At 41.2% G+C, this 26,746-nt stretch carries 26 protein-coding genes and 1 pseudogene; 24 read left to right on the top strand and 3 right to left on the bottom strand.

Annotated features, from left to right (window positions below):
* A partial coding sequence (locus tag DSY56_RS08040) for a choline-binding protein A (protein WP_112444957.1) occupies positions 1-1,313 on the top strand: 1,313 nt, incomplete at its 5' end.
* 257 nt (positions 1,314-1,570) lie between these two features.
* Here the strand turns inward: DSY56_RS08040 and DSY56_RS08035 are convergent.
* Both DSY56_RS08035 and DSY56_RS08030 read right to left on the bottom strand, forming a co-directional pair.
* Positions 1,571-1,948: pseudogene (locus DSY56_RS08035) on the bottom strand (Rpn family recombination-promoting nuclease/putative transposase); the annotation flags it as partial.
* Complete coding sequence (locus DSY56_RS08030) at positions 1,949-2,887, bottom strand: Rpn family recombination-promoting nuclease/putative transposase (RefSeq protein ID WP_112444953.1); 939 nt, start codon at positions 2,885-2,887, stop codon at positions 1,949-1,951. It abuts the pseudogene before it with no gap.
* 148 nt (positions 2,888-3,035) lie between these two features.
* On the opposite strand from DSY56_RS08030, the gene polA reads away from it, so the two are divergent.
* Entirely contained in the window at positions 3,036-5,669 is a 2,634-nt protein-coding gene (gene polA / locus DSY56_RS08025; RefSeq protein ID WP_112444985.1) for a DNA polymerase I, read from the top strand.
* Positions 5,670-5,753: 84 nt separating this feature from the next.
* Entirely contained in the window at positions 5,754-6,191 is a 438-nt protein-coding gene (locus DSY56_RS08020; protein WP_000076477.1) for a CoA-binding protein, read from the top strand.
* A gap of 174 nt (positions 6,192-6,365) precedes the next feature.
* On the opposite strand, the gene DSY56_RS08010 is transcribed toward DSY56_RS08020, so the two are convergent.
* Complete coding sequence (locus DSY56_RS08010; protein WP_112444951.1) at positions 6,366-7,376, bottom strand: YeiH family protein; 1,011 nt, start codon at positions 7,374-7,376, stop codon at positions 6,366-6,368.
* Positions 7,377-7,524: 148 nt separating this feature from the next.
* Here DSY56_RS08010 and DSY56_RS08005 point away from each other — a divergent pair, with 148 nt between their 5' ends.
* From DSY56_RS08005 to DSY56_RS07900, 21 genes are all read left to right on the top strand, one after another.
* Complete coding sequence (locus DSY56_RS08005) at positions 7,525-8,694, top strand: pyridoxal phosphate-dependent aminotransferase (protein WP_112444949.1); 1,170 nt, start codon at positions 7,525-7,527, stop codon at positions 8,692-8,694.
* Positions 8,691-9,461, top strand: a complete 771-nt coding sequence (gene recO / locus DSY56_RS08000) for a DNA repair protein RecO (RefSeq protein ID WP_112444947.1) — start codon at positions 8,691-8,693, stop codon at positions 9,459-9,461. Before DSY56_RS08005 ends, recO begins: the two co-directional genes overlap by 4 nt.
* Positions 9,458-10,450, top strand: a complete 993-nt coding sequence (gene plsX, locus DSY56_RS07995) for a phosphate acyltransferase PlsX (protein ID WP_112444945.1) — start codon at positions 9,458-9,460, stop codon at positions 10,448-10,450. The genes recO and plsX overlap by 4 nt, the downstream gene beginning before the upstream one ends.
* A gap of 5 nt (positions 10,451-10,455) precedes the next feature.
* Positions 10,456-10,689 carry an acyl carrier protein gene (locus DSY56_RS07990; RefSeq protein ID WP_000136445.1) on the top strand — a complete coding sequence of 78 codons (234 nt, stop codon included), beginning with the start codon at positions 10,456-10,458 and terminating at the stop codon, positions 10,687-10,689.
* Between the two features lie 169 nt (positions 10,690-10,858).
* Positions 10,859-11,710, top strand: coding sequence for a C40 family peptidase (locus tag DSY56_RS07985; protein ID WP_025169676.1), 852 nt, complete (start codon positions 10,859-10,861; stop codon positions 11,708-11,710).
* Between the two features lie 112 nt (positions 11,711-11,822).
* A complete protein-coding gene (locus tag DSY56_RS07980; protein ID WP_112444943.1) occupies positions 11,823-13,016 on the top strand; it encodes an N-acetylmuramoyl-L-alanine amidase family protein in 1,194 nt (397 codons plus the stop codon).
* A 152-nt stretch (positions 13,017-13,168) separates the two neighbouring features.
* On the top strand, positions 13,169-13,315 hold the full coding sequence (locus DSY56_RS07975; protein ID WP_000425304.1) for a smi_0057.1 family bacteriocin-like peptide: 147 nt from the start codon (positions 13,169-13,171) through the stop codon (positions 13,313-13,315).
* 447 nt (positions 13,316-13,762) lie between these two features.
* Positions 13,763-14,695, top strand: coding sequence for a GHKL domain-containing protein (locus tag DSY56_RS07970; RefSeq protein ID WP_234990565.1), 933 nt, complete (start codon positions 13,763-13,765; stop codon positions 14,693-14,695).
* Positions 14,692-15,423 (top strand): response regulator transcription factor, encoded by a 732-nt coding sequence (locus tag DSY56_RS07965; protein ID WP_112444939.1) that lies wholly within the window; start codon positions 14,692-14,694, stop codon positions 15,421-15,423. The genes DSY56_RS07970 and DSY56_RS07965 overlap by 4 nt, the downstream gene beginning before the upstream one ends.
* 618 nt (positions 15,424-16,041) lie before the next feature.
* A complete protein-coding gene (locus DSY56_RS07960) occupies positions 16,042-16,170 on the top strand; it encodes a smi_0059.1 family bacteriocin-like peptide (protein ID WP_000658224.1) in 129 nt (42 codons plus the stop codon).
* A gap of 11 nt (positions 16,171-16,181) precedes the next feature.
* Positions 16,182-16,337 carry a hypothetical protein gene (locus DSY56_RS07955; RefSeq protein ID WP_001004584.1) on the top strand — a complete coding sequence of 52 codons (156 nt, stop codon included), beginning with the start codon at positions 16,182-16,184 and terminating at the stop codon, positions 16,335-16,337.
* 33 nt (positions 16,338-16,370) lie between these two features.
* Positions 16,371-16,547: a class IIb bacteriocin, lactobin A/cerein 7B family gene (locus tag DSY56_RS07950; RefSeq protein ID WP_112444937.1), complete on the top strand. Its 177-nt coding sequence runs from the start codon at positions 16,371-16,373 to the stop codon at positions 16,545-16,547.
* Between the two features lie 12 nt (positions 16,548-16,559).
* Positions 16,560-16,751 (top strand): hypothetical protein, encoded by a 192-nt coding sequence (locus DSY56_RS12420; protein ID WP_004236903.1) that lies wholly within the window; start codon positions 16,560-16,562, stop codon positions 16,749-16,751.
* A gap of 27 nt (positions 16,752-16,778) precedes the next feature.
* Positions 16,779-16,949 carry a H354_08695 family bacteriocin-like peptide gene (locus DSY56_RS07940; protein ID WP_000067699.1) on the top strand — a complete coding sequence of 57 codons (171 nt, stop codon included), beginning with the start codon at positions 16,779-16,781 and terminating at the stop codon, positions 16,947-16,949.
* A 39-nt stretch (positions 16,950-16,988) separates the two neighbouring features.
* A complete protein-coding gene (locus tag DSY56_RS07935; RefSeq protein ID WP_112444935.1) occupies positions 16,989-17,168 on the top strand; it encodes a hypothetical protein in 180 nt (59 codons plus the stop codon).
* Between the two features lie 78 nt (positions 17,169-17,246).
* The gene (locus DSY56_RS07930) at positions 17,247-17,453 is read left to right on the top strand and encodes a bacteriocin immunity protein (RefSeq protein ID WP_112444933.1); all 207 of its coding nucleotides are present in this window, start codon (positions 17,247-17,249) and stop codon (positions 17,451-17,453) included.
* Between the two features lie 494 nt (positions 17,454-17,947).
* Positions 17,948-18,136 carry a hypothetical protein gene (locus tag DSY56_RS12415; protein ID WP_033680983.1) on the top strand — a complete coding sequence of 63 codons (189 nt, stop codon included), beginning with the start codon at positions 17,948-17,950 and terminating at the stop codon, positions 18,134-18,136.
* A gap of 309 nt (positions 18,137-18,445) precedes the next feature.
* Positions 18,446-20,599: a peptide cleavage/export ABC transporter ComA gene (comA, locus tag DSY56_RS07915; protein WP_112444929.1), complete on the top strand. Its 2,154-nt coding sequence runs from the start codon at positions 18,446-18,448 to the stop codon at positions 20,597-20,599.
* Positions 20,600-20,611: 12 nt separating this feature from the next.
* Complete coding sequence (comB, locus tag DSY56_RS07910; RefSeq protein WP_112444927.1) at positions 20,612-21,961, top strand: competence pheromone export protein ComB; 1,350 nt, start codon at positions 20,612-20,614, stop codon at positions 21,959-21,961.
* Between the two features lie 275 nt (positions 21,962-22,236).
* Positions 22,237-22,944 carry a phosphoribosylaminoimidazolesuccinocarboxamide synthase gene (gene purC / locus DSY56_RS07905; protein WP_200832401.1) on the top strand — a complete coding sequence of 236 codons (708 nt, stop codon included), beginning with the start codon at positions 22,237-22,239 and terminating at the stop codon, positions 22,942-22,944.
* A 65-nt stretch (positions 22,945-23,009) separates the two neighbouring features.
* Positions 23,010-26,735, top strand: coding sequence for a phosphoribosylformylglycinamidine synthase (locus DSY56_RS07900; protein WP_112444923.1), 3,726 nt, complete (start codon positions 23,010-23,012; stop codon positions 26,733-26,735).
* The last annotated feature ends 11 nt before the right edge of the window (positions 26,736-26,746 follow it).

Raw genomic sequence — 26,746 nt, 5'->3', positions numbered from 1 at the left:
CAGCATTAAAAGCAGCATCAGATGAAACAAGAAAACAAATTGTAGAAGGCTTCAAAAAAGGCTTAACTGCAAAACAAGCTGAAAAATTTATCGATGAATTAAATAAGAAAGCAGCAGAAGAAGATAAAGAGGCTGCAGTAAAAGAAAAAGCAGCTCAAGAAGAATTTTTAGCGAACTATGATGCAGCATTGAAAGCAGCAATCGCAGAATTAGAAAAAGCAGAAACTAATAGTCCAGAAGAAGCAAAAGCAAAAGCTGATACAATTGCCGCATTAAAAGTAGCATCAGATGAAACAAGAAAACAAATTGTAGAAGGCTTCAAAAAAGGATTAACTGCAAAACAAGCAGAAAAATTTATCGATGAATTAAATAAGAAAGCAGCAGAAGAAGATAAAGAAGCGGCAGCTAAAGAAGAAGCAGCGCAAAAAGAATTCTTAGCTAATTATGATGCAGCATTAAAAGCAGCAATTGCAGAGTTAGAAAAAGCTGAAACGAATAGTCCAGAAGAAGCAAAAGCAAAATCTGATACAATTGCAGCATTAAAAGCAGCATCAGATGAAACAAGAAAACAAATTGTAGAAGGCTTCAAAAAAGGCTTAACTGCAAAACAAGCTGAAAAATTTATCGATGAATTAAATAAGAAAGCAGCAGAAGAAGATAAAGCTAAAGAAAAACCAGCGGAGAAACCAGCAGAGAAACCGGCAGAAAAACCAGCTGAAACTCCAGTCAAACCTTCTGTTCCTGCAAGACCAGCTAATCCTACATATGTCCCTTCATATGTTCCATCATACAACTCATATTCTGTAGTAGAACCAGCTAAACCAGCTTCTCCAAAAACAGGTTGGAAGCAAGAAAACGGTGTGTGGTATTTCTACAATACTGATGGTTCAATGGCAACAGGTTGGCTTAAAGATAATGGCACATGGTATTATCTAAATGCAAATGGTTCAATGGCGACAGGCTGGTTACAAAATAATGGTTCATGGTACTATCTAAACAGCAATGGCGCGATGGCAACAGGTTGGCTTAAAGATAATGGTACATGGTACTATCTAAATGCAAACGGAGCAATGGCAACAGGTTGGCTTAAAGATAATGGTACATGGTACTATCTAAATGCAAATGGTGCAATGGTAACAGGTTGGCTTAAAGATGGTGATACATGGTACTATCTTGAAGCATCAGGGGCTATGAAAGTAAGTCAATGGTTTAAAGTTTCAGACAAATGGTACTATGTTGACGGTTCAGGTGCCCTTGCAGTAAATACTACTGTAAATGGTTACACTGTAAACGGAAACGGTGAATGGGTTTAATTTTAGATAGTTGAATCATGACAGGAGAGAAATCTCCTGTTTTTTTGTGGTATATAATCGAGTGAGGACTTTGTTGGATAGTATAGTGGATTGAATTTAGAATAGTACGCTACGGATTCTAAAATATTTCTAGAAATTAATTTGACTTTCCTAATCAATTTGTTCATATCTTATTTCAATCTACTATAGAAAATAAAAAGTGAACAAGACGATATTTTAGTCCTGTTCGCTTTTATGTTATTAGTGATTGTATAATCTTATAACAATGCTTCAAACTCAGCGACGGTCATGCCCAACTGCTGGCTGGCAACCTCGGAAGTCAGGAGACCTTGGCGAACCATGTCTAAGAAGGCAAAAAGTTTCCCTTCTTCCCTTCCTTCAACTTTCCCACGCTCTAATCCCTTTTCCTCAGCTTGCTCCAAGGCATAGTCCTGCGCTAACAATGCCTGTTCTTCACGCATACGTAGTTGACTAAACATTTTCCTGTCCTCCTCGGACCAGCTCTTGTAGTCCAGCAGTTGGTCTGCCTGGCTAATGGCTCGCTCGGGTTGTTGAGTAAAGGGTTTGTTGCCGAAAAACTCCAACCATGGCTTGCGAACCTCGTCCTTGCTGGTTTCTCTGTATTTTTTTAATTCTTATTTATGATGATCTTTCAATAATTCTTCAAACTCAGAGACAGTCATACCCAGCTGATGGCTGGCAAATTCAGAGCTTAAAACATGTTGGTGAACTAAATCAAGAAAGGTAAAAATTTGTCCTTCAATTTTTCCTCGCTCTAGTCCCTGTTCAATACCTTCTGCTAGCCCACGCTCTAAGCCTTTTTCCTCCGCTTGTTCCAAGGCATAGTCGTGTGCTAATAATGCCTGTTCTTCACGCATACGTAGTTGACTAAACATTTTCCTGTCCTCCTCGGACCAGCTCTTGTAGTCCAGCAGTTGGTCTGCTTGGCTGATAGCTCGCTCAGGTTCTTGGGTAAAGGGTTTATTCCCGAAAAACTCCAACCACGGCTTGCGAACCTCGTCTTTGCTGGTTTCTCTATATTTTTTTAGTTCCAAGAAAGCCATCTTAACCAGATGGTTTTCTTGTCCGTTATTGGTAATGGTTAAAACCTCACCTGTAGTGTCCTCTCGCATGCTAAAGCTATGAAAAGCCAAATCATCTGAGAAGTAGTTGCTATCCACAATTGCGATAGCGTAAACAGGAGCGATATGCTTGTAACTCTGGTGGGTGTCACCTTCACGTTGGCGAATTTTTTCTAGATTTTGATTGACCTGACTGCACAGATAAGCCCACAGGCGATTGATGAAAAAATTCTGATGATGCACCTGAATTTCGATGATAACTTGAGTGCCATTATCTAGTTCAGCTAAAACATCTATACTGGTATAGAAATCCTGGGCTGAGTACGGTAGGGAAGGCAAGACATGAATGTTGCTTCCCTCCAAAATCGTTACATTTTTGGCTGGTAAATCCAGCATATCGCGAATAAATTGACAAGTGATTTCTGGATTGCTAAAGATTTTTTTAGCTACCAAATCATTGGTTGGGCTGATGCCCGGATGACGTAATGTCATACTTTCTCTCCTTTCATTATAGCACATTTTTAAATCTAGATTTACTAGATTTGATGCTTCTATCTATATATTCGGGAAAAAGTTTGAAAAATACTTGCTCTGGCTCTTACTAATGGTATTTTTTGGTGCTTTCCTTTATAATGGGTGTATGGATAAGAAAAAATTATTATTGATTGATGGGTCTTCTGTTGCTTTTCGGGCGTTTTTTGCGCTGTATCAGCAGTTGGACCGTTTTAAGAATGCGGCTGGTTTGCATACCAATGCGATTTATGGCTTTCAGTTGATGTTGAGCCATTTGTTGGAGCGGGTTGAGCCTAGTCATATTTTGGTGGCTTTTGATGCGGGAAAGACAACCTTCCGTACAGAGATGTATGCGGACTATAAGGGTGGTCGGGCTAAGACTCCGGATGAGTTTCGTGAGCAATTTCCCTTTATTCGTGAGTTGCTAGATCATATGGGGATTCGTCACTATGAGTTGGCTCAGTATGAGGCGGATGACATTATTGGGACACTAGATAAACTAGCTGAGCAGGATGGTTTTGATATTACCATTGTCAGTGGGGACAAGGACTTGATTCAGCTAACGGATGAGCATACGGTGGTTGAGATTTCCAAGAAAGGTGTGGCTGAGTTTGAGGCCTTTACGCCAGATTACCTCATGGAAAAAATGGGCATTACACCGACTCAGTTTATCGATCTCAAGGCGCTCATGGGAGATAAGTCGGATAATATCCCTGGGGTGACCAAAATCGGTGAAAAGACGGGTATCAAGCTCTTGCTGGAACATGGTTCGCTTGAGGGAATTTATGAAAATATTGATGGGATGAAGGCTTCTAAGATGAAGGACAATCTCATCAATGATAAGGAACAGGCTTTTTTGTCTAAAACACTAGCGACCATTGATACCAAGGCACCGATTGAGATTGGTTTGGAGGACTTGGTCTATAGTGGTCCAGATGTGGAAAATCTTGGGAAGTTCTACGATGAGATGGGCTTCAAACAGCTCAAGCAGGCTTTAAATGTATCGTCAGCTGATGTGGCTGAGAGTTTGAATTTTACTATTGTTGACCAAGTCAGTCAAGATATGCTGAGTGAAGAGTCTATCTTCCACTTTGAACTCTTTGGTGAGAATTACCATACGGATGATTTGGTTGGATTTGTCTGGTCTTGTGGGGAAAAGCTCTATGCTACAGATAAACTTGAGCTGTTGCAAGAGCCGATTTTCAAGGATTTTCTAGAAAAAACACCTCTGAGAGTTTATGACTTTAAGAAGGCTAAAGTTCTCTTGCATCGTTTTGGTGTGGATTTGCAAGCGCCTGCTTTTGATAGCCGTTTGGCTAAATACCTCCTTTCGACTGTGGAGGACAATGAAATTGCGACCATCGCTAGTCTTTATGGTCAGACTTATTTGGTTGATGATGAGACTTTCTACGGTAAAGGTGTTAAAAAGGCCATTCCTGAACGCGAGAAATTCTTGGAGCATTTGGCTCGTAAGCTTGCCGTTTTGGTCGAAACAGAGCCAATTTTGCTTGAAAAACTCAGTGAAAATGGGCAATTAGAGCTTCTTTATGATATAGAGCAACCTCTTGCCTTTGTCCTTGCCAAGATGGAAATTGCTGGGATTACGGTCAAGAAAGAGACCTTACTTGAGATGCAGGCTGAAAATGAGCTTGTTATTGAAAAACTGACTCAGGAGATTTACGAACTGGCTGGTGAGGAGTTTAATATCAACTCGCCTAAGCAGTTGGGCGTGCTTCTCTTTGAAAAATTGGCTCTTCCTCTAGAATACACTAAGAAAACCAAAACAGGTTATTCGACAGCAGTGGATGTGTTGGAGCGTCTCGCTCCTATTGCGCCAATTGTTAAGAAAATCTTAGACTACCGTCAGATTGCCAAGATTCAATCGACTTATGTGATTGGCTTGCAGGACTGGATTTTGGCTGATGGCAAGATTCATACTCGTTATGTGCAGGATTTGACCCAGACCGGGCGTTTGTCTAGTGTGGATCCAAACTTGCAAAACATTCCTGTGCGTTTGGAACAAGGGCGCTTGATTCGGAAGGCTTTTGTGCCTGAGTGGGGGGATAGTGTGCTGCTCAGCTCGGACTATTCACAGATTGAATTGCGCGTTTTGGCGCATATTTCTAAGGATGAGCACTTGATTAAGGCTTTCCAAGAGGGGGCAGATATCCATACTTCGACAGCCATGCGGGTCTTTGGCATTGAGCGTCCTGAGGATGTGACTCCAAACGACCGTCGCAATGCCAAGGCGGTTAACTTTGGAGTGGTTTACGGGATTTCAGACTTTGGTTTGTCTAATAATCTGGGTATCAGCCGTAAGGAGGCCAAAGCCTACATTGATACCTACTTTGAACGCTTTCCAGGTATTAAAAACTATATGGATGAAGTGGTGCGGGAGGCGCGTGATAAGGGCTATGTAGAGACCCTCTTCAAGCGTCGTCGTGAGTTGCCAGATATTAATTCGCGCAACTTTAATATTCGTGGTTTCGCAGAGAGGACGGCTATCAACTCTCCTATCCAGGGATCGGCGGCAGATATTCTCAAGATTGCCATGATTCAGCTAGACAAAGCTCTAGTTGAAGGTGGTTATCAGACTAAGATGCTTCTGCAAGTGCACGATGAAATCGTCCTTGAAGTTCCTAAATCTGAATTGGCAGAGATGAAAAAATTGGTCAAACAAACTATGGAAGAAGCCATTCAACTCAGTGTTCCCCTCATCGCAGATGAAAATGAAGGGGCAACCTGGTACGAGGCTAAATAAAAAGGGGGCTAGTCCTCCTTTTTTGTAGTAGAATTCTGCAAGCCTTTTCAAATTGTGCTATACTGATGAAAAAGGAGGATTTCTATGAGTCAAGAATTTATCAATCCAAGTGATGGCGTGATTCGTCAGTATCTCGCAACGAGTAAAACCCTTGCTGTGGTGGGCTTGTCTGACCGTGAAGAAACAACTAGCAATCGAGTGACCAAGGAAATGCAGGCTCGGGGTTATAAAATCATCCCAGTCAATCCCAAGGCGGCAGGCGGCGAAATCTTGGGTGAAAAGGCCTATGCTAGCCTAGCAGAGATTCCTTTTCCTGTAGATATTGTCAATGTTTACCGTCGCAGCGAGTTTTTGCCTGATGTGGCGCGTGATTTTCTCAAAGCTGATGCCAAGATTTTTTGGGCACAGCTGGGACTTGAAAGTCTAGAGGCGGAAGAAATCTTGCGTGCTGGTGGATGTGATGACATCGTGATGAATCGCTGTATCAAGAGAGAACATACACGCTTGATTGAGGAAGCATAAGAAAAAGGTAGCTGGTGGGCTACCTTTTGTGTTATACTCAATGAAAATCAAAGAGGAAACTAGCCGCAGGCTACTCAAAACACAGTTTTGAGGTTGCAGATAGAACTGACGAAGTCAGTCACATATATACAGAAAGGCGACGTTGACGTGGTTTGAAGAGATTTTCAAAGAGTATTAGAAAATGCCGATAAGGGTCTGCATACCAAGACTAGTGAGGATGATGGCTATCCAGCAAATGGCTCCGAGAACAATGGATTTTCCGCTGGATTTGACCATAGCGACCAGATTGGTTTTGAGCCCGATAGCACTCATGGCCATGACAATAAGGAATTTAGAGAGTTCTTTGAGAGGGGTAAAGAAACTACTGGATACACCTAGAGAGGTGAGTAGTGTAGTGAGGAGAGAGGCAAGGATAAAGTAAAGGATAAAAAGTGGGAAGACTTTTTTCAGTTGTAGGCTTTGCTTGTTTTCTTGTTGGCGACTTTGCCAGTAGGATAGAAAGAGCGTGATAGGGATAATGGCCAAAGTACGTGTGAGTTTAACAATGGTTGCAGACTCGAGGGTATTGCTTTGGTAAAGACTGTCCCAAGCGCTGGCGGCAGCCGTTACAGAGGAAGTGTCGTTGACCGCAGTCCCTGCAAAGAGGGCGAAGCCTTCATTGGATAGATGAAGCCAGGTGCCGAGGGTTGGAAAGATGAGCGCAGCCAAGACATTGAAGAAAAAGATAACGGAAATGGCTTGGGCTACTTCCTTTTCCTTAGCATCAATAACAGGCGCTGTCGCCGCAATGGCAGAACCCCCACAGATGGAAGAACCTACTCCAACCAAGGTAGCCAGTTTTGTATCCAGTGCAAAGAAGCGCTGGAAGAGATAGGCAACAATCAAGGCTATTGAGATGGTGGAAAGGATAACAGGGAGTGAAGATTGCCCGACTGCGAAGACTTGAGAGATATTGAGACCAAAACCAAGCAAGATAACGGCATACTGGAGCAATTTCTTGGAACTAAAGGTCAATCCCGCATCCAGTTGTTTATAAGGCGATAGAAAGGGATGTAGGAGCATTCCCATGAAAATCGCAAAAACAGGCGCGCCAATGACAGGGAAGAATCCACCTAAGTACCAAGATAGGATGGAAATGAGAAGGCAGGCCAAGATGCCTGCTCCATTTTTTGATAGAAATGACATAAAAACCTCCAAATAGAATCTATTATCATTATAGACCTGTCAACAGGAAAAGTAAAATAGAAAGTGGAAAGCTATTCTATCATGTATTTTTGCGGTCGGGGGGCTTTTGTAGTATAATAGAGATACGTTTTTACAGTAGGAGGTATCTATGGACTTAACTAAGCGCTTTAATAAACAGTTAGATAAGATTCAAGTTTCGTTGATTCGTCAGTTTGATCAGGCTATTTCTGAGATTCCTGGGGTCTTGCGTTTGACCTTGGGGGAACCTGATTTTACAACGCCAGATCATATCAAGGAGGCGGCCAAGCGAGCGATTGATCAGAACCAATCCTACTATACAGGGATGAGTGGTCTGCTGACTCTACGTCAGGCAGCCAGTGACTTTGTTAAGGAAAAGTACCAACTGGACTATGCTCCTGAAAATGAAATCCTGGTTACAATTGGGGCGACAGAGGCTTTATCTGCGACTTTGACAGCTATTTTGGAAGAGGGAGACAAGGTGCTCTTGCCAGCTCCTGCCTATCCAGGTTATGAACCGATTGTCAATCTAGTTGGGGCAGAGATTGTCGAGATTGACACAACTGAAAATGGTTTTGTCTTGACTCCTGAGATGTTGGAAAAGGCCATTTTGGAGCAGGGAGACAAGCTCAAGGCGGTTATTCTCAACTATCCAGCTAATCCGACAGGAATTACCTATAGTCGGGAGCAGTTGGAGGCCTTGGCAGACGTTTTACGCAAGTACGAAATTTTCGTTGTCTGTGATGAGGTTTACTCAGAATTGACCTATACAGGCGAAGCCCATGTATCTCTAGGAACGATGTTGAGAGACCAGGCTATCATTATCAATGGTCTATCTAAATCGCATGCTATGACCGGTTGGCGTTTGGGACTAATTTTCGCTCCTGCGGCCTTCACAGCCCAGTTAATCAAGAGTCACCAGTACTTGGTGACTGCCGCAAATACCATGGCGCAACACGCTGCGGTGGAGGCCTTGACGGCTGGTAAAAACGATGCGGAGCCTATGAAGAAGGAATATATCCAGCGTCGTGATTATATTATCGAGAAAATGACTGCTCTTGGTTTTGAGATTATCAAACCAGACGGTGCCTTCTATATCTTTGCTAAGATTCCAGCTGGTTACAACCAAGACTCCTTTGCCTTTCTAAAGGATTTTGCTCAGAAGAAGGCTGTTGCCTTTATTCCTGGTGCTGCCTTTGGGTGTTATGGAGAAGGTTATGTTCGCCTGTCTTATGCAGCCAGCATGGAGACTATCAAAGAAGCCATGAAACGACTTGAGGAGTATATGAGAGAAGCATGATTCAGTCTATCACGAGTCAAGGCTTGGTGCTCTACAATCGCAATTTTCGTGAGGATGACAAGCTCGTCAAAATTTTTACAGAGCAGGTTGGCAAACGCATGTTTTTTGTCAAACACGCTGGTCAGTCTAAGCTGGCGCCTGTTATTCAGCCCTTGGTGCTGGCACGATTTCTCTTGCGAATCAATGATGACGGGCTTAGCTACATTGAGGACTATCATGAGGTGATGACTTTTCCCAAGGTTAATAGCGATCTCTTTGCCATGGCTTATGCGACCTATGTGGCAGCTCTTGCAGATGCTAGTTTGCAGGACAATCAGCAAGATGCTCCCTTGTTTGCTTTTTTGCAAAAGACTTTGGAGTTGATGGAAGAGGGTTTGGATTATCAAGTTTTGACCAATATTTTTGAAATTCAAATCTTGACTCGATTTGGGATCAGCCTCAATTTTAATGAGTGTGTCTTTTGCCATCGGGTAGGTCAGGCTTTTGACTTTTCGTTTAAATATGGATCCTGCCTCTGCCCAGAGCATTATCATGAGGATGAGAGACGTTGCCATCTCAATCCCAATATCCCTTATCTGCTCAATCAATTTCAAGCCATTGACTTTGAAACCTTGGAGACCATTTCGCTCAAGCCTGAAATCAAGCAAGAGCTACGCCAGTTTATGGATCAACTCTACGAAGAGTACGTTGGGATTCACCTAAAATCAAAGAAATTTATTGATTCCCTATCCGACTGGGGACAATTACTAAAAGAGGAAAAGAAATGAAAAAAATTGCAGTAGATGCCATGGGAGGCGATTACGCACCTCAGGCCATCGTTGAGGGTGTCAATCAAGCCCTAGCAGACTTTTCAGATATCGATGTTCAACTCTATGGAGATGAAAGCAAAATCAAGCAATATCTGACAGCGACAGAGCGCGTCAACATTATCCATACGGATGAGAAGATTGATTCAGACGATGAACCTACGAGAGCAATTCGGAAGAAGAAAAATGCCAGTATGGTATTGGCGGCCAAGGCTGTCAAAGAGGGTGAAGCAGATGCTGTCCTATCGGCTGGAAATACAGGTGCTTTACTAGCAGCAGGATTTTTCATCGTGGGTCGTATCAAGAATATTGACCGTCCTGGGCTTATGTCGACTTTGCCGACTGTAGATGGGAAGGGGTTTGACATGCTAGACCTCGGTGCTAATGCGGAAAATACAGCCCAGCACCTCCATCAATACGCGGTTCTAGGTTCTTTCTATGCTAAAAATGTTCGTGGAATTGCGCAACCACGCGTTGGCTTGCTCAATAACGGAACAGAGAGTAGTAAGGGCGACCCGCTTCGTAAGGAAACTTATGAATTACTGGCGGCTGATGAAAGTTTGAACTTTATCGGAAACGTGGAAGCACGTGATTTGATGAATGGCGTTGCGGATGTTGTTGTGGCAGATGGTTTCACGGGAAACGCTGTGCTCAAATCCATTGAAGGGACAGCTATGGGAATCATGGGCTTGCTCAAGACCGCTATTACAGGTGGTGGTCTTCGAGCGAAACTAGGCGCCCTCCTTCTCAAGGACAGCCTCAGAGGTTTGAAAAAACAGCTCAACTACTCAGATGTTGGTGGAGCAGTCTTGTTTGGTGTCAAGGCACCGGTTGTCAAGACTCATGGCTCAAGCGATGCCAAGGCTGTTTATAGTACAATCCGCCAGATTCGTACCATGCTAGAAACAGACGTAGTTGCTCAGACTGCGCGTGAATTTTCAGGAGAATAAAAGAGATGACAGAAAAAGAAATTTTTGACCGTATTGTGACCATTATCCAAGAGCGACAGGGAGAGGACTTTGTCGTGACAGAATCCTTGAGTCTGAAAGACGATTTGGATGCTGACTCAGTTGACTTGATGGAGTTTATCTTGACACTGGAAGATGAATTTAATATCGAAATCAGCGACGAAGAAATTGACCAACTCCAAAGTGTAGGAGATGTTGTTAAAATCATTCAAGCAAAATAGAAATCGGAGTTCCAAGGCATTTGCTTTGGAATTTTTGATTTGGTTCAAATGACCGTTTAGGAACAGATTTAGTCTTTCTAGGGACAGTAGAAATCTGAGGAGAAATAAGGGATATAATGAAATTAGAAAAATCAATCTCCAAAAAGGAGAAAAAGAAAGGATTTTTATGATGAAAAAATATCTTTATTCTAGTTTGTTAGTTCTTGCAGGAGGCGTTCTCCTAGCAAATACTACGGTAGCCTATGCTGATTCCCCATCAGCAAGTGAGAAAGAAGCGATTGCTCAATTAGTTAATCAAGGCAAGATAAAAGCTGAAGAAGCTGATCAAGTAAAATTGATTGGTTTTGAAGATAAAGAAACTCAAGCAGAGGGCAATCAAGAGAAGAAAGCTTTCAATCAATATCGTGATCCGAAAGGAACATGGATGCAAACCAATGGTAAATGGTGGTTTAAATACGGTTCAGGTGGGTATGCTAAAAATTGGGAACAATTAGATGGTAAGTGGTACTATTTTGATGACCAAGGATGGATGAAAGAAAATACTTGGATTCAACCTGATGGCAATTATTACTACTTATCTGCTAGTGGTGCTATGGTCACTGGTTATCAACGTGTGAATGGTACACCATATTTCTTTAGAGAAAGTGGTGTATGGGTAGAAAATCGTGGGCAAGCACTTGGTGAATACGCAAAGACATTTGTAGGAAAAATCCCATATGTTTGGGGTGGGGCAGATTTGAATAGTGGCGTAGATTGCTCAGGATTTACGATGGCTATTCATGCTAAGTTTGATATTAGTATTCCTAGAGTAACCTATGGTCAAGCAACAGGAGGAAGTTATGTAAGTAATGGTTCTCAACAAGCTGGAGATTTGATTTTGTATAATAGTGAAGAGACAAATGACCATGTAGGTATTTATGTTGGTGGTGGAAAGGTAGTTCATGCTCCATATCCAGGTCAATATGTTTCTTATATGAATCAATACGGTATTACTCAAAATACAATTCGTAGATATTGGTAATATTGTCTAATTTTTCACAATATTATTGACTTTGACAATGAAAAGTATTAGAATATAGCTAAATAAAGAGGGGAAGCCCTCTTATAGCTATTCAATAAAGGAGGAAATGGCTATGAAAAAATCTAAACTACTTACACTTGGTTTGCTTGCAGGTGCTGGTCTGCTTTTGTCTATCAACCAAGCACAGGCTGCAGATACTTGGGTTAAAAATGGTGCTGACTGGAATCTTTCACAAGATGGCAGTCTAGCTAAGGATAAATGGGTACAAAATGCTGGCTCATGGTATCACTTCGACAGCACTGGTAAAATGCAGACAGGCTGGCTCAAAGACGGCAATACTTGGTATTCTCTAGCAGATAGTGGTGCTATGCGTACTGGCTGGTACAAGGAAGGCAATACCTGGTATTCACTAGCAGATAGTGGCGCCATGCGTACAGGTTGGTACAAAGAAGGGTCTACATGGTATTACCTCAAAGATAGTGGCGCTATGGCAACAGGATGGGCAACTGCAAATGGTCAATGGTCTTACTTTGAAAAATCAGGTGCTATGGTCGCAGATAGAGCTGTCCCAGCCAGTGATGGGGAAAGTTATGTTATTGGTAAGGATGGTTATATGTTGACCAAACTCCCTAGTCAGGTTGAACAATCTCAAGCGGATGATACAATTATCACAAATATTGTTACTTTGTCTGATGGGTATGATTATCATCTTATTTATAGAAAAAATGGGGTCGTTGTTGAAAAGAATGCCTGGTATATAAAACCTGAGTTTAAGAAGTTTTCTAATAAATATGGGGATGTGGTTTCAAATACAACCTTAGCTCTAGTGGATAATAAAGAAGAAGGACAAGAAATTGATCCTAAAGCTGTTATTCATAATTTCCAAAATCTACCAGGTCGATATTACTTTGGAGCAGATGGTCGTAGAGTATTACCACTTCCAGAGATGACAACTAGATCAGAAATCAAAAAAGTTGGCAATGATGTCTATTTAGAAAATCCAGGTGCACGACTTCGTCTTGGAGCTACCCACTTTACAATCAATAACAATAAACTATACTATTTAGAAAATGAGCAAGGTAAGCTCAAAACAGGTTACTTTGTATTGATTGATGATGGTATGGCTACAACCCACTATCACATCCTAGCCTATGCGGATCAATCTGGTGAAATTCTTAAGATGAAACGCTTGCCATCAGGAGTTTCAGATTATCTGGATAAAGAAATCGATGGTTTATATGGTGAAAAAATTAAGATTGAATCTCCACACTCAAACGAATATTATAAAGTGGTTGTGGTTAAATAAAAATAACATCTTCACAACTAATCGTTAACGCTCTAACCAATATACCATTTTCAGGAGGCTTTAGATTTCTTGTATTTTAAAAGGAAACTAAAGCCTTTTGTAGATGGAGCAGGGGATAGAGTTATCTATAAAATAATGAAAAGGAGTCTGTCATGGAAATGAAAAACACATTTGTAGAATTGGAACAATTTGAAGAGTTAACCCCAGAGGTTTTGGAGGAAGTGAATGGTGGAGGGATTTTTGAAGATACTGTAAAATGGTGCAATAAATTATTTGGTACGGGTAGACACGTTGCTTAAATTCACAGTATTAGTTAGAGATTAGATTTATTTATGCTTATTTTAGAATTCTTATTTTCTGTGATATATCTACTGTTGGTAGTCGTTTCAACCATAGTGCCTACTATTTATTTGGGCGCTCAAATTTCCCCAGAATTTTATAAAAAACGTTATTGGATACTTATATTTTTAATTAGTTTATCTGCTCGTCAAACATTTGGAGAATTATTTCATATAGGAGTTCTTATCTACTTTTACTGTATTTTTTTATTAGTATTGCACAAGGGAAAAGGGGAATCTCTTTTTCTTTCTCTGTATCTTTTTCTCTTCTTTCAAAGTATTCGTTATTTATTTTTGACAATTTGGATTCGTGTATTATCTGGTGAGCATTGTTGTTTCGTAGATTCGTTTTCTACTTTATATATATCTATATTTGATTTATTATCAATCTTTCTATGTTGTAAAATTATGAAGCGTTGGTCTTTGGATTTGGATTTATTCTTTTCAGATACTTTTAAAACCCACTATCGTAAGAGCTTTTTCATTATCCTACCTCTGACTGGATTTAGGATATTCTCTTCGTTCATGACCAATAGAAATAGTTCTTTTTACGTTCGCTTTGACACGACCATTTCTCTCCTGATTTTCATTCTCTTTTTCTCCTGGCTCTTTTATATCAGACACTTAGAGCAGGTTTATCGTGATGAGCAGACCATTCAGAGACAGGAAGAAGAAAATCGTTCCTTGCAAGGGATGGTGGATAAGTTGGGTCATCTCTATGATGAGGTTCGAGGTTTCCGTCATGATTTTGCAGGGATTGTCGCTAGCATGGAGCCTGCCATAGCGAATCAAGATATGGCTGAGGTGTCTACCATTTATCAAGATATCTTTCTGAAGACCAATGAAAAGCTGAGAAAGGCGGACTACACGGCCTTTAATCTTCACAATATCCATGACATAGCCATTCGTAATACTTTGGCAAAAGCTATGATTGTGGCAGATAATCAGGGAATTCATTTTAGTTTGGAGACGGTGGGGGTTGTCGAAGAGCTGGCATTGCCGATGTTGGAGGCTATCCGTATTCTCTCTATCCTCACGACAAATGCTTTAGAAGCAGCCAGTGAGGCTGAAAATCCGCAGATTCGGGTTGCTTTGTTGGCAGGTGATAGGAGTGTCCGTTTTATTATTGAAAACACTCGTAAGAAAGAAGAACTGAATCCCATCATTCTCAGTCAAAAGGGTTACTCTACCAAGGGAAACCACAGTGGACTGGGTTTAGCGACCTTGGAGGATATGGTTTTTCATTATGATTTAAACTTAGATACCCAGCTAGGAGAGACGACTTTTAGACAAGATTTAGAATTGCCATTTAAGGATGAGAAACGAGGGGGAGAGGAATGAGAATTTTAGTTTTGGAAGACGATAGAGTCCAGCAAGGACGGATAGAGCAGACTTTACTAGATATTGGTCGCTCTCGCAATTTGAGATTGGAAATTGATATTGCTAAAAACTATGGAGATGTTGAAAAGTATTCTCAGTATTTTGACCATTACCAGCTCTATTTATTGGATTTAGAGATTGATGGAGAGCGTGAACGGGGTTTTCAGGTTGCTCAACAGGTTCGGGAGCGGGATCCCTTTACAAGTATTGTCTTTGTGTCCACACACTCGGAGGCCTTGCCTCTAGCTTTTCGCTACCACTTGTCTGCCTTGGATTTTATTTCCAAGGATCAGCCAGAGGCGGACTACTGTCATCAGATGGAGCGCTGTCTGGACTATGTACTGGCAGTGGACAAGAGGGAAAATATGCGTCTCTTCACTTATAGTTTTGAGGGGAGACGGGGCTTTACTCTGCCCTACCATGAGATTTTAGCCTTTGAAACCTCAGTGGAATCCCATCGTATCAAGGTCTACTATGCCAATCATTCTATCAAAACCATTTATGGTAGTCTCAAGGACATCGCTACCAAGGCTGAAAAAGATTACTTTGTCTATGCCAATCGCAATACGTTGGTCAGTTTACAGGCCATTGAAGAGATGACTGCCACAGAAGTGACCTTGTTAGAAGGCTTGCATTTCCCCGTATCACGGACAGCCAGAAGAACCCTTAAAAAACATCTCAATGTCTAGTATCTGTTAGATTTGAATGAGTTTATCAATAAGAATATCGGAAAATTTTCTGATATTCTTATTTTTTGACTTCTTTTTCGAATAGATAAGTAAGAGGAAAAGGAAGGAGTTTGCTTTATGTATCTACCAATCTTGTATCCGTGGTTCATTAAATTATTTTTTAAATAAAATTTAATTTAGTTGTACATTTTCGACTTCTTTTTCGAATAGATAAGTAAGAGGAAAAAGAAAGGAGTCTGGTTTATGTATCTACCAATCTTGTATCCGTGGTTTACTAAATTATTTTTCAAATAAATTTAATTTAGTTGTACATTTTCGAACTGTTTTTCGAATAGATAAGTGAGAAGGAAAAGGAAGGAGTCTAATTCATGTATCTACCAATTTTTTATCCGTGGTTTACTAAATTATTTTTTAAATAAATTTAATTTAGTTGTACGTTTTTGAAATTTTTTTCGAATAGATAAGTAAGAGGAAACAGAAAGGAGTCTGGTTTATGTATCTACCGATTTTCTATTCATGGTACATTAAATTATTTTTGAAATAAAATTTAATTTAGTTGTACATTTTCGAATTATTTTTCGAATAAATAAGTAAGAGGAAAAAGAAAGGAATAAAATAATGAAAGAACATTACTATGGATTTGTTGAGCTAACTTCGGAAGAATTGACCGATATTCAAGGTGGAGAAAGTTGGGTGAAGACCCTTGCAGATTGGTACATTGGATTTCGTAGAGGTTTTGGTTTTTAGGAGGATAAGAGATGAATGAAATGAATGATAAGTATACTATTGAAGTATTAAAGGAGAGCGACTTAGCTTTGCTGGTGGGTGGTAGCAAGGAAAGTTATCAACGGGGTTTAATTACAGGTCTATTGTTACGCGGTATATTTATTGGAACCCCATTTTTTAGAAGATAAGATTTAGAAAAAATAGAACAAGAGGAGAAAAAGATGACAAATTTTGACAAAATGGAACAGAACTTTGTAGCTCTTACAGAAGAAGAGTTGATGAATGTAGATGGGGGAATTGCTTGGGAGGTAGTCTCTTTGGGTATTGCGATTGGCTGGGGGATTTACCAAGCTGGTGAAGCTGCTGGTAAAACATTCTACTATATTACTCATCCATAGTATTTGATAAATATGAGCAAGAAAACATTTTGGATTATACTACTCGTTATTACAATTGTGGTGACTGCCGTTGGTTTAGGATTGTCTGCATATAATTATTATGTTTTTGATAGACCTTTTTTCAATAGTACTACTAAAGGACTGTTATCTGCATTTGTTATGAGTGTATTGATGATTATTATTGGTGTATTAAAAGAAAACTAATTTTTATTATTAAAATGGAGGATAAATATGTCAAATTTACAAACTATTGAACAAAATTATACTACGTTAAGTGATATTGAATTGCAAGAAGTTGATGGTGGAGGAGTGTTACTTTTGGTTGGTGGTGGTATTTTGGCTGTCGGACTATTAGCTTGGGGTGCGTATAATGGTTATCAGTCGGCATCACGAGGTGGATAAAAGGATGGTAGATTGTTTTTTAGTAAATAGGAGTCTACCATGAAACAATTCTTATTAGGATTTGCTGAGGGTTATTTTACCGTATCGCTCATAATCTACATCGCAACGTATTTGATTTTGAGAAATCCAATCAATACCCTATTTTATCCAGAAATTTATCCCGTTTTATTTGGGCTCTTTTATCTAGGATATAAGGTCAATAAAAAGCGAGTAGAGTAAACAGTTAAGAATGACTTGTTAGTCTGCGCTGAAAATAGCTAGGCTAGGATCTCAGAATGCATCACATTGGAGTTTAATATGAAATTTGTTAAATCAATACTGAAAGTTTGGCCTGAAATCATGGTATTACTTAGTTCAATGTCTTATATCATCATCAGATTAGTAGCTGACATAAATAAAGTATCTTTACCTACTTGGTTTAATAGTTTCAATATACCAACGATTGCATTATTTATGATGGTCTTCATTCTTTTATACAGAAGTAAAGACAAAAAGAATGGATAGATTTGAAGCTGTAGACGCTCTATAGGGAATAGGCATCTTGTGGTAACGAATCAAAAAAAGGAGTAACTATGAATCGTAATTTAGAACGGTGTTATCTATTCTGACTAGTAATAGATCATACCAGAGGTGGCTTAGAAATAGCAGAGACATTAGAAATTGAAGTAACTTTAAATAGGATGTCGTAAAGGTTACTATCAATGATTTATTTGTTCCAAGCTTGCCTAGGGTGTCCGAAAAAAATCATTTTCCTTTCAATAGCATATTTTTAGTAGGTAGGACATTTGTTCTGCCTATTTTTGCCAAAAAAAGTGTAGTTGAGGTGTTTATTTGGAGTTTTATACTCTTCGAAAATCAAATTCAAACCACGTCAGCGTCGCCTTACCGTACTCAAGTACAGCTTGCGGCTAGCTTCCTAGTTTGCTTTTTGATTTTCCTTGAGTATTACATGTATTTTTGATAAAATAGTTATAGAAATTAGGAGAGTTGAAGAAAAAATGAATAAGATTTTAAAATATTTTTTAGTATTTGTTTTTCTATTTTTGATGAATATTTTCATCTTTAAGATACTAGCAACTCTGGGATTTCAGCTGACAATGAGTGAAAAGAGTTATATTGTTCCACCGCTGTTTTCGATTATCGTTTTATATATGATTGACAAAAGAATTAGGAAGAAAAAGAAATAAATATATATTTTAGGTAGGACGTTTGTTCTGCCTATTTTTTTATCCCAAAAGTGCATTTGGGAGGGAGATAGGCGCATTTGGGAAGGAAGTCCAGTTTTTGTTTGAGGATTGGGGTAAGATAGTTGTTATCAGATGAGTTTATACTCTTCGAAAATCAAATTCAAACCACGTCAACGTCGCCTTGCCGTATATATGTGACTGACTTCGTCAGTCCTATCTACAACCTCAAAACAGTGTTTTGAGCAGCCTGCGGCTAGTTTCCTAGTTTGCTCTTTGATTTTCATTGAGTATTAGGAAAAGGAGATGAATATGAAATTTGGGAAACGTCACTATCGTCCGCAGGTGGATCAGATGGACTGCGGTGTAGCTTCATTAGCCATGGTTTTTGGCTACTACGGTAGCTATTATTCTTTGGCTCACTTGCGAGAATTGGCCAAGACGACCATGGATGGGACTACGGCTTTGGGCTTGGTCAAGGTGGCAGAGGAGATTGGTTTTGAGACGCGAGCAATTAAGGCGGATATGACGCTTTTTGACTTGCCAGATTTGACTTTTCCTTTTGTTGCCCATGTGCTTAAGGAAGGAAAATTGCTCCACTACTATGTGGTGACTGGGCAGGATAAGGATAGCATTCATATTGCCGATCCAGATCCTGGGGTGAAATTGGCCAAACTGCCACGTGAGCGTTTTGCGGAAGAATGGACAGGAGTGACTCTTTTTATGGCACCTAGTCCAGACTACAAGCCTCATAAGGATCAAAAGAATGGTCTGCTCTCTTTTATCCCTATATTAGTGAAGCAGCGTGGCTTGATTGCCAATATCGTTTTGGCAACACTCTTGGTAACCTTGATTAACATTGTGGGTTCTTATTATCTGCAGTCTATCATTGATACCTATGTGCCAGATCAGATGCGTTCGACGCTGGGGATTATTTCTATTGGGCTGGTCATCGTCTATATTCTTCAGCAGATTTTGTCTTACGCTCAGGAGTATCTCTTACTTGTTTTGGGGCAACGCTTGTCTATTGATGTGATTTTGTCCTATATTAAGCATGTTTTTCACCTGCCTATGTCCTTTTTTGCAACACGTCGGACAGGGGAAATCGTGTCTCGTTTCACGGATGCTAATAGTATCATCGATGCGCTGGCTTCGACCATTCTTTCGATTTTCCTAGATGTGTCAACGGTTGTCATTATTTCCCTTGTTTTATTTTCACAAAATACCAATCTCTTTTTCATGACCTTATTGGCACTTCCTATCTATACAGTGATTATCTTTGCTTTTATGAAGCCGTTTGAAAAGATGAATCGGGATACCATGGAAGCCAATGCGGTTCTGTCTTCTTCTATCATTGAGGACATCAACGGTATTGAGACTATCAAGTCTTTGACCAGTGAAAGTCAACGCTATCAAAAGATTGACAAGGAATTTGTAGATTATCTGAAAAAATCCTTTACCTATAGTCGGGCAGAGAGTCAGCAAAAGGCTCTGAAAAAAGTTGCCCATCTCTTGCTCAATGTCGGCATTCTCTGGATGGGGGCTGTTCTGGTCATGGATGGTAAGATGAGTTTGGGGCAGTTGATTACCTATAATACCTTGCTGGTTTACTTTACCAATCCTTTGGAAAATATCATCAATCTGCAAACTAAGCTTCAGACAGCGCAGGTTGCCAATAACCGTCTGAATGAGGTTTATCTGGTAGCTTCTGAGTTTGAGGAGAAGAAAACAGTTGAGGATTTGAGCTTGATGAAGGGAGAGATGACTTTCAAGCAGGTTTCCTACAAGTATGGCTATGGTCGAGACGTCTTGTCGGATATCAATTTGGCCATTCCCCAAGGTTCTAAGGTGGCTTTTGTGGGGATTTCAGGGTCAGGTAAGACGACCTTGGCCAAGATGATGGTTAATTTTTACGACCCAAGTCAAGGGGAGATTAGTCTGGGTGGTGTCAATCTCAATCAGATTGATAAAAAGGCTCTGCGTCAGTATATCAATTATCTGCCTCAACAGCCCTATGTCTTTAACGGGACGATTTTGGAGAATCTTCTTTTGGGAGCCAAGGAGGGGACGACTCAAGAGGATATCTTACGGGCGGTCGAATTGGCAGAGATTCGGGAGGACATTGAGCGTATGCCACTGAATTACCAGACAGAATTGACTTCGGATGGGGCAGGGATTTCAGGTGGTCAACGTCAGAGAATAGCTCTGGCGCGTGCTCTCTTGACAGATGCGCCGGTCTTGATTTTGGATGAGGCGACCAGCAGTTTGGATATTCTGACAGAGAAGCGAATTGTCGATAATCTGATGGCTTTAGACAAGACCTTGATTTTCATTGCCCACCGCTTGACCATTGCAGAGCGGACAGAGAAGGTTGTTGTCTTGGATCAGGGCAAGATTGTTGAAGAAGGAAAGCATGCTGATTTGCTTGTACAGGGTGGATTTTACGCCCATTTGGTCAATAGCTAGAAAGAGGAGAGGATGAAACCAGAATTTTTAGAAAGTGCGGAGTTTTATAATCGTCGTTACCATAATTTTTCCAGTCGGGTGATTGTACCCATGTCCCTTCTGCTTGTGTTTTTACTTGGCTTTGCAACTGTTGCAGAGAAGGAGATGAGTTTGTCTACTAGAGCTACTGTCGAGCCTAGTCGTATCCTTGCAAATATCCAGTCAACTAGCAACAATCGTATTCTTGTCAATCATTTGGAAGAAAATAAGCTGGTTAAAAAGGGAGAACTGTTGGTTCAATATCAAGAAGGGGCAGAGGGTGTCCAAGCGGAAGCCTATGCTAGTCAGTTGGACATGCTCAAGGATCAAAAAAAGCAATTGGAGCATTTGCAAAAGAGCCTGCAAGAAGGGGAAAACCACTTTCCAGAGGAGGATAAATTTGGCTACCAAGCCACCTTTCGCGACTACCTCAGCCAAGCAGGTAGTCTTAGGGCTAGTACATCGCAACAAAATGAGACCATCGCGTCCCAGAATGCAGCAGCTAGCCAAACCCAAGCCGAAATCGGCAACCTCATCAGCCAAACAGAGGCTAAAATTCGCGATTACCAGACAGCTAAGTCAGCTATGGAAACAGGTGCTTCCTTGGCCAGTCAGAATCTAGCCTACTCTCTCTACCAGTCTTATAAGTCTCAGGGTGAGGAAAATCCGCAAGCTAAATCCCAGGCAGTTGCGCAGGTTGAAGCACAGCTTTCTCAGTTAGAATCCAGTCTTGCTACTTACCGTGTTCAGTATGCGGGTTCAGGTACCCAGCAAGCCTATGCGTCAGGCTTAAGCAGTCAATTGGAGTCCCTTAAATCCCAACACTTAGCAAAGGTTGGTCAGGAATTGACCCTTCTAGACCAGAAAATATTGGAGGCAGAGTCGGGTAAGAAGGTTCAGGGGAATCTTCTAGATAAGGGGAAAATTACGGCGAGTGAGGATGGGGTGCTTCATCTTAATCCTGAGACCAGTGACTCTACCATGGTAGCAGAAGGCGCCTTACTAGCCCAACTCTATCCGTCCTTGGAAAAAGAAGGAAAAGCCAAACTAACAGCTTATCTTAGTTCAAAAGATGTAGCAAGAATCAAGGTCGGTGATTCTGTTCGCTATACGACGACTCATGATGCCAAGAATCAACTTTTCCTAGATTCTACTATTACAAGTATTGATGCGACAGCTACCAAGACTGAGAAAGGGAATTTCTTTAAAATCGAGGCGGAGACTAATCTGACTTCCGAGCAGGCTGAAAAACTTCGGTACGGGGTGGAAGGTCGTCTGCAGATGATTACGGGTAAGAAAAGTTACCTACGTTATTATTTGGATCAATTTTTGAACAAAGAGTAATGTTCGTGTTTTCAGAGTTACACTCAATGAAAATCAAAGAGCAAACTAGAAAACTAGCCGCAGGCTGTACTTGAGTACGGCAAGGCGACGTTGACGCGGTTTGAATTTGATTTTCGAAGAGTATTAAATGATTTTAAAACTGTGAGAAAAATTCTTCTTGCGGTTTTTTCTTTATGATTTTTGAAGTCGCTACGTTATTTATTCGGTTAAATTCTTGTAATTTTAGGTTTTTTATGGTAGAATGTGCTCAAGTAATACGAAAGGCGAACTTTAAAATGTCAAAACAATTGATCTATTCGGGAAAAGCTAAAGATATCTATACAACAGAGGATGAAAATCTTATTATTTCAGCTTACAAGGACCAGGCGACTGCTTTCAATGGTGTCAAGAAGGAGCAGATTGCGGGCAAGGGAGTGTTGAATAATCAGATTTCATCTTTTATTTTTGAGAAATTAAATGCGGCTGGTGTGGCGACTCACTTTGTGGAGAAACTTTCAGACACGGAACAACTCAATAAAAAGGTTGAGATTATTCCTTTGGAAGTCGTGCTCCGCAACTATACTGCTGGTTCCTTTTCAAAACGTTTTGGTGTGGATGAGGGAATCGCCTTGGAGACTCCGATTGTTGAATTTTACTATAAAAATGATGATTTGGATGACCCATTTATCAATGACGAGCATGTGAAATTCCTACAGATTGCGGATGACCAGCAAATCGCCTACTTGAAGGAAGAAACGCGTCGTATCAATGAGCTCTTGAAGGCTTGGTTTGCTGAGATTGGCCTCAAGTTGATTGATTTTAAACTGGAATTTGGTTTTGACAAAGATGGCAAGATTATCTTAGCAGATGAATTTTCACCAGATAACTGCCGCTTGTGGGATGCGGATGGTAACCACATGGATAAGGATGTTTTCCGTAGAGGTCTCGGCGAATTAACAGATGTTTATGAAGTTGTTTGGGAGAAGTTGCAGGAATTGAAATAATCTATTTGCAAGACTCTCAAGGTCGTTGGAACATTGCAAGAGCTGAAATAAAGGAATAAGGATTGATGGATAAACGTATTTTTGTAGAGAAAAAGGCTGATTTTCAGGTCAAGTCAGAGAGTTTAGTAAGAGAGCTCAAGCACAACTTGGGACTTTCAAGCTTGAAAAGTATTCGTATTGTGCAAGTGTATGATGTCTTTGATTTGGCAGAGAACTTGTTTGCGCCTGCAGAGAAACATATTTTCTCTGAGCAGGTGACAGACCATGTCTTGGATGAAGCAGCTGTGCAGGCGGATCTTGCTAACTATGCTTTCTTTGCCATTGAAAGCCTACCAGGGCAGTTTGACCAGCGTGCGACTTCTTCGCAAGAAGCCTTGCTTTTGCTGGGAAGTTCGAGTGATGTAACGGTTAATACTGCTCAACTTTATTTGGTCAATAAAGATATTGATGCGACTGAGTTGGAAGCGGTCAAGAACTACTTGCTCAACCCAGTTGATTCTCGTTTCAAGGACATCACGACAGGGATTGGCAAGCAGGAATTTTCAGAGTCAGACAAAACCATTCCTAAATTGACTTTCTTTGAAAGCTATACAGCAGAAGACTTTGCTCGCTACAAGGCTGAGCAAGGGATGGCCATGGAAGTGGATGATTTGCTCTTTATCCAAGACTATTTCAAGTCAATCGGGCGCGTGCCAACTGAGACGGAACTCAAAGTTTTGGATACTTACTGGTCTGACCACTGCCGTCACACGACGTTTGAGACTGAGTTGAAGCACATCGACTTCTCAGCTTCTAAATTTCAAAAACAATTACAGGCGACTTATGACAAGTATATTGCTATGCGTGATGAGTTGGGGCGTTCTGAAAAACCGCAAACCTTGATGGATATGGCAACTATTTTCGGTCGTTATGAGCGTGCTAATGGACGTTTGGATGATATGGAAGTGTCTGACGAAATCAATGCTTGCTCAGTAGAAATCGAAGTGGATGTTGATGGTGTGAAAGAGCCATGGCTCCTAATGTTCAAGAATGAAACTCACAATCACCCAACTGAGATTGAGCCATTTGGTGGGGCTGCTACCTGTATTGGTGGAGCCATTCGTGACCCATTATCAGGTCGCTCATATGTTTACCAAGCTATGCGTATCTCAGGGGCTGGAGATATTACAGCACCGATTTCGGAAACGCGTGCTGGGAAATTGCCACAACAGGTTATTTCTAAAACAGCGGCTCATGGTTATTCTTCATATGGTAACCAGATTGGGCTTGCGACAACCTATGTTCGCGAGTACTTCCACCCAGGTTTCGTTGCTAAGCGTATGGAGCTAGGTGCTGTTGTCGGTGCTGCTCCTAAGGGCAATGTAGTCCGTGAAAAACCGGGAGCGGGAGATGTGATTATTCTCCTTGGAGGTAAGACTGGACGTGATGGTGTCGGTGGTGCGACAGGTTCTTCTAAGGTTCAAACGGTTGAGTCTGTGGAGACTGCTGGTGCTGAGGTTCAAAAAGGGAATGCTATCGAAGAACGCAAGATTCAACGCCTTTTCCGTAATGGCAATGTCACTCGTCTTATCAAGAAATCTAATGACTTTGGTGCTGGTGGTGTCTGTGTGGCTATCGGTGAATTAGCAGACGGCCTTGAAATCGACCTTAACAAGGTGCCTCTTAAATATCAAGGTTTGAATGGTACCGAAATTGCCATCTCTGAATCTCAAGAACGGATGGCTGTGGTGGTTCGTCCTGAGGATGTAGATGCCTTCGTTGCGGAATGTAACAAAGAAAATATTGATGCTGTTGTGGTGGCGACAGTGACGGAAAAACCAAATCTAGTTATGCACTGGAATGGCGAAACGATTGTAGACTTGGAACGTCGTTTCCTTGATACAAACGGTGTGCGCGTCGTTGTTGATGCCAAGGTTGTGGACAAGGATGTCAAACTCCCAGAAGAACGTCAAACATCTGCTAACACACTTGAAGTTGATACCCTTGCGGTTCTATCTGATTTGAATCATGCAAGTCAAAAAGGATTACAGACTATCTTTGACTGCTCTGTTGGACGCTCAACGGTTAATCACCCACTTGGTGGTCGTTACCAACTCACACCAACTGAGGCATCTGTGCAGAAATTACCAGTTCAACACGGTGTGACTCATACTGCGTCAGTCATGGCTCAAGGATTCAACCCATATGTAGCTGAATGGTCTCCATACCACGGTGCTGCTTATGCGGTTATTGAAGCAACTGCTCGTTTGGTGGCTGCTGGTGCAAACTGGTCTCAGACTCGTTTCTCTTACCAAGAGTATTTCGAGCGCATGGATAAACAAGCTGAGCGTTTTGGTCAGCCAGTAGCAGCTCTTCTAGGCTCTATCGAAGCACAAATTCAACTTGGTTTGCCATCTATCGGTGGTAAGGACTCCATGTCTGGTACCTTTGAAGAATTGACCGTTCCGCCAACCTTGGTAGCCTTTGGGGTGACGACGGCAGATAGCCGTAAGGTCCTCTCTCCAGAGTTCAAAACTGCGGGTGAAAATATCTATTACATCCCAGGTCAAGCCCTCTCTGCAGAAATTGATTTTGACTTGATTAAGTCTAACTTTGCTCAGTTTGAAGCCCTTCAAAAGGCTCACAAAGTAACAGCGGCTTCAGCCGTTAAATACGGTGGTGTGCTTGAAAGTTTGGCCCTTGCTACCTTTGGAAATCATATTGGTGCAGAGGTGATCTTGTCTGAACTTGAAACAGCTTTGACAGCTCAATTAGGTGGATTTGTCTTCACATCTCCTGAAGAAATTGCTGGAGTAGAGAAGATTGGACAAACAAGTGCAGACTTTACACTCCTTGTCAACGGTGTGAAGCTAGATGGACACAAGCTTGACAGTGCCTTCCAAGGAAAACTGGAAGAAGTTTACCCAACAGAATTTGCCCAAGCCAAAGAACTAGCAGAAGTTCCAGATGTCGCTACTAACACAGTCATCCAAGCCAAAGAAAAGGTTGAAAAACCTGTGGTTTACATCCCAGTCTTTCCAGGAACCAACTCAGAATATGATTCAGCCAAGGCCTTTGAAAAAGAAGGTGCAGAGGTTAACTTGGTGCCATTCGTGACACTTAATGAAGAAGCCATTGTCAATTCAGTCGAAACCATGGTTGACAACATCGGCAAGGCTAACATTCTCTTCTTTGCAGGTGGATTCTCAGCTGCGGATGAGCCAGATGGTTCAGCCAAGTTTATCGTCAACATCCTGCTCAATGAAAAAGTCCGTGTGGCTATTGATAGCTTTATCGTCCGTGGTGGCTTGATTATCGGTATCTGTAATGGATTCCAGGCCTTGGTCAAATCAGGTCTTCTTCCATACGGAAATTTCGAGGATGCTAATAGTACTAGTCCAACCCTCTTCTACAATGATGCCAATCAACACGTGGCCAAGATGGTGGAAACCCGTATTGCCAATACCAACTCACCATGGTTAGCTGGTGTGCAAGTAGGCGATATCCACGCTATTCCTGTTTCGCATGGTGAAGGGAAGTTTGTCGTGACAGCTGAGGAATTCGCTGAGCTCCGTGACAATGGACAAATTTTCAGCCAATATGTTGACTTTGACGGCAAACCAAGTATGGATTCTAAGTACAATCCGAATGGTTCTGTCCATGCCATCGAAGGAATTACCAGCAAGAACGGCCAAATCATTGGTAAGATGGGCCACTCAGAACGTTATGAGGAAGGTCTTTTCCAAAATATCCCAGGAAATAAAGACCAGCACCTGTTCGCGTCAGCGGTTAAATATTTCACTAGAAAATAAGACTTGCAGAT

This window comes from Streptococcus sp. 596553 (genome assembly GCF_900411395.1).
Classification (GTDB): Bacteria; Bacillota; Bacilli; order Lactobacillales; family Streptococcaceae; genus Streptococcus; species Streptococcus mitis_BA.
Note: the sequence above shows the minus strand (reverse complement) of the source record. Positions and strands in the feature narration are given on the sequence as shown.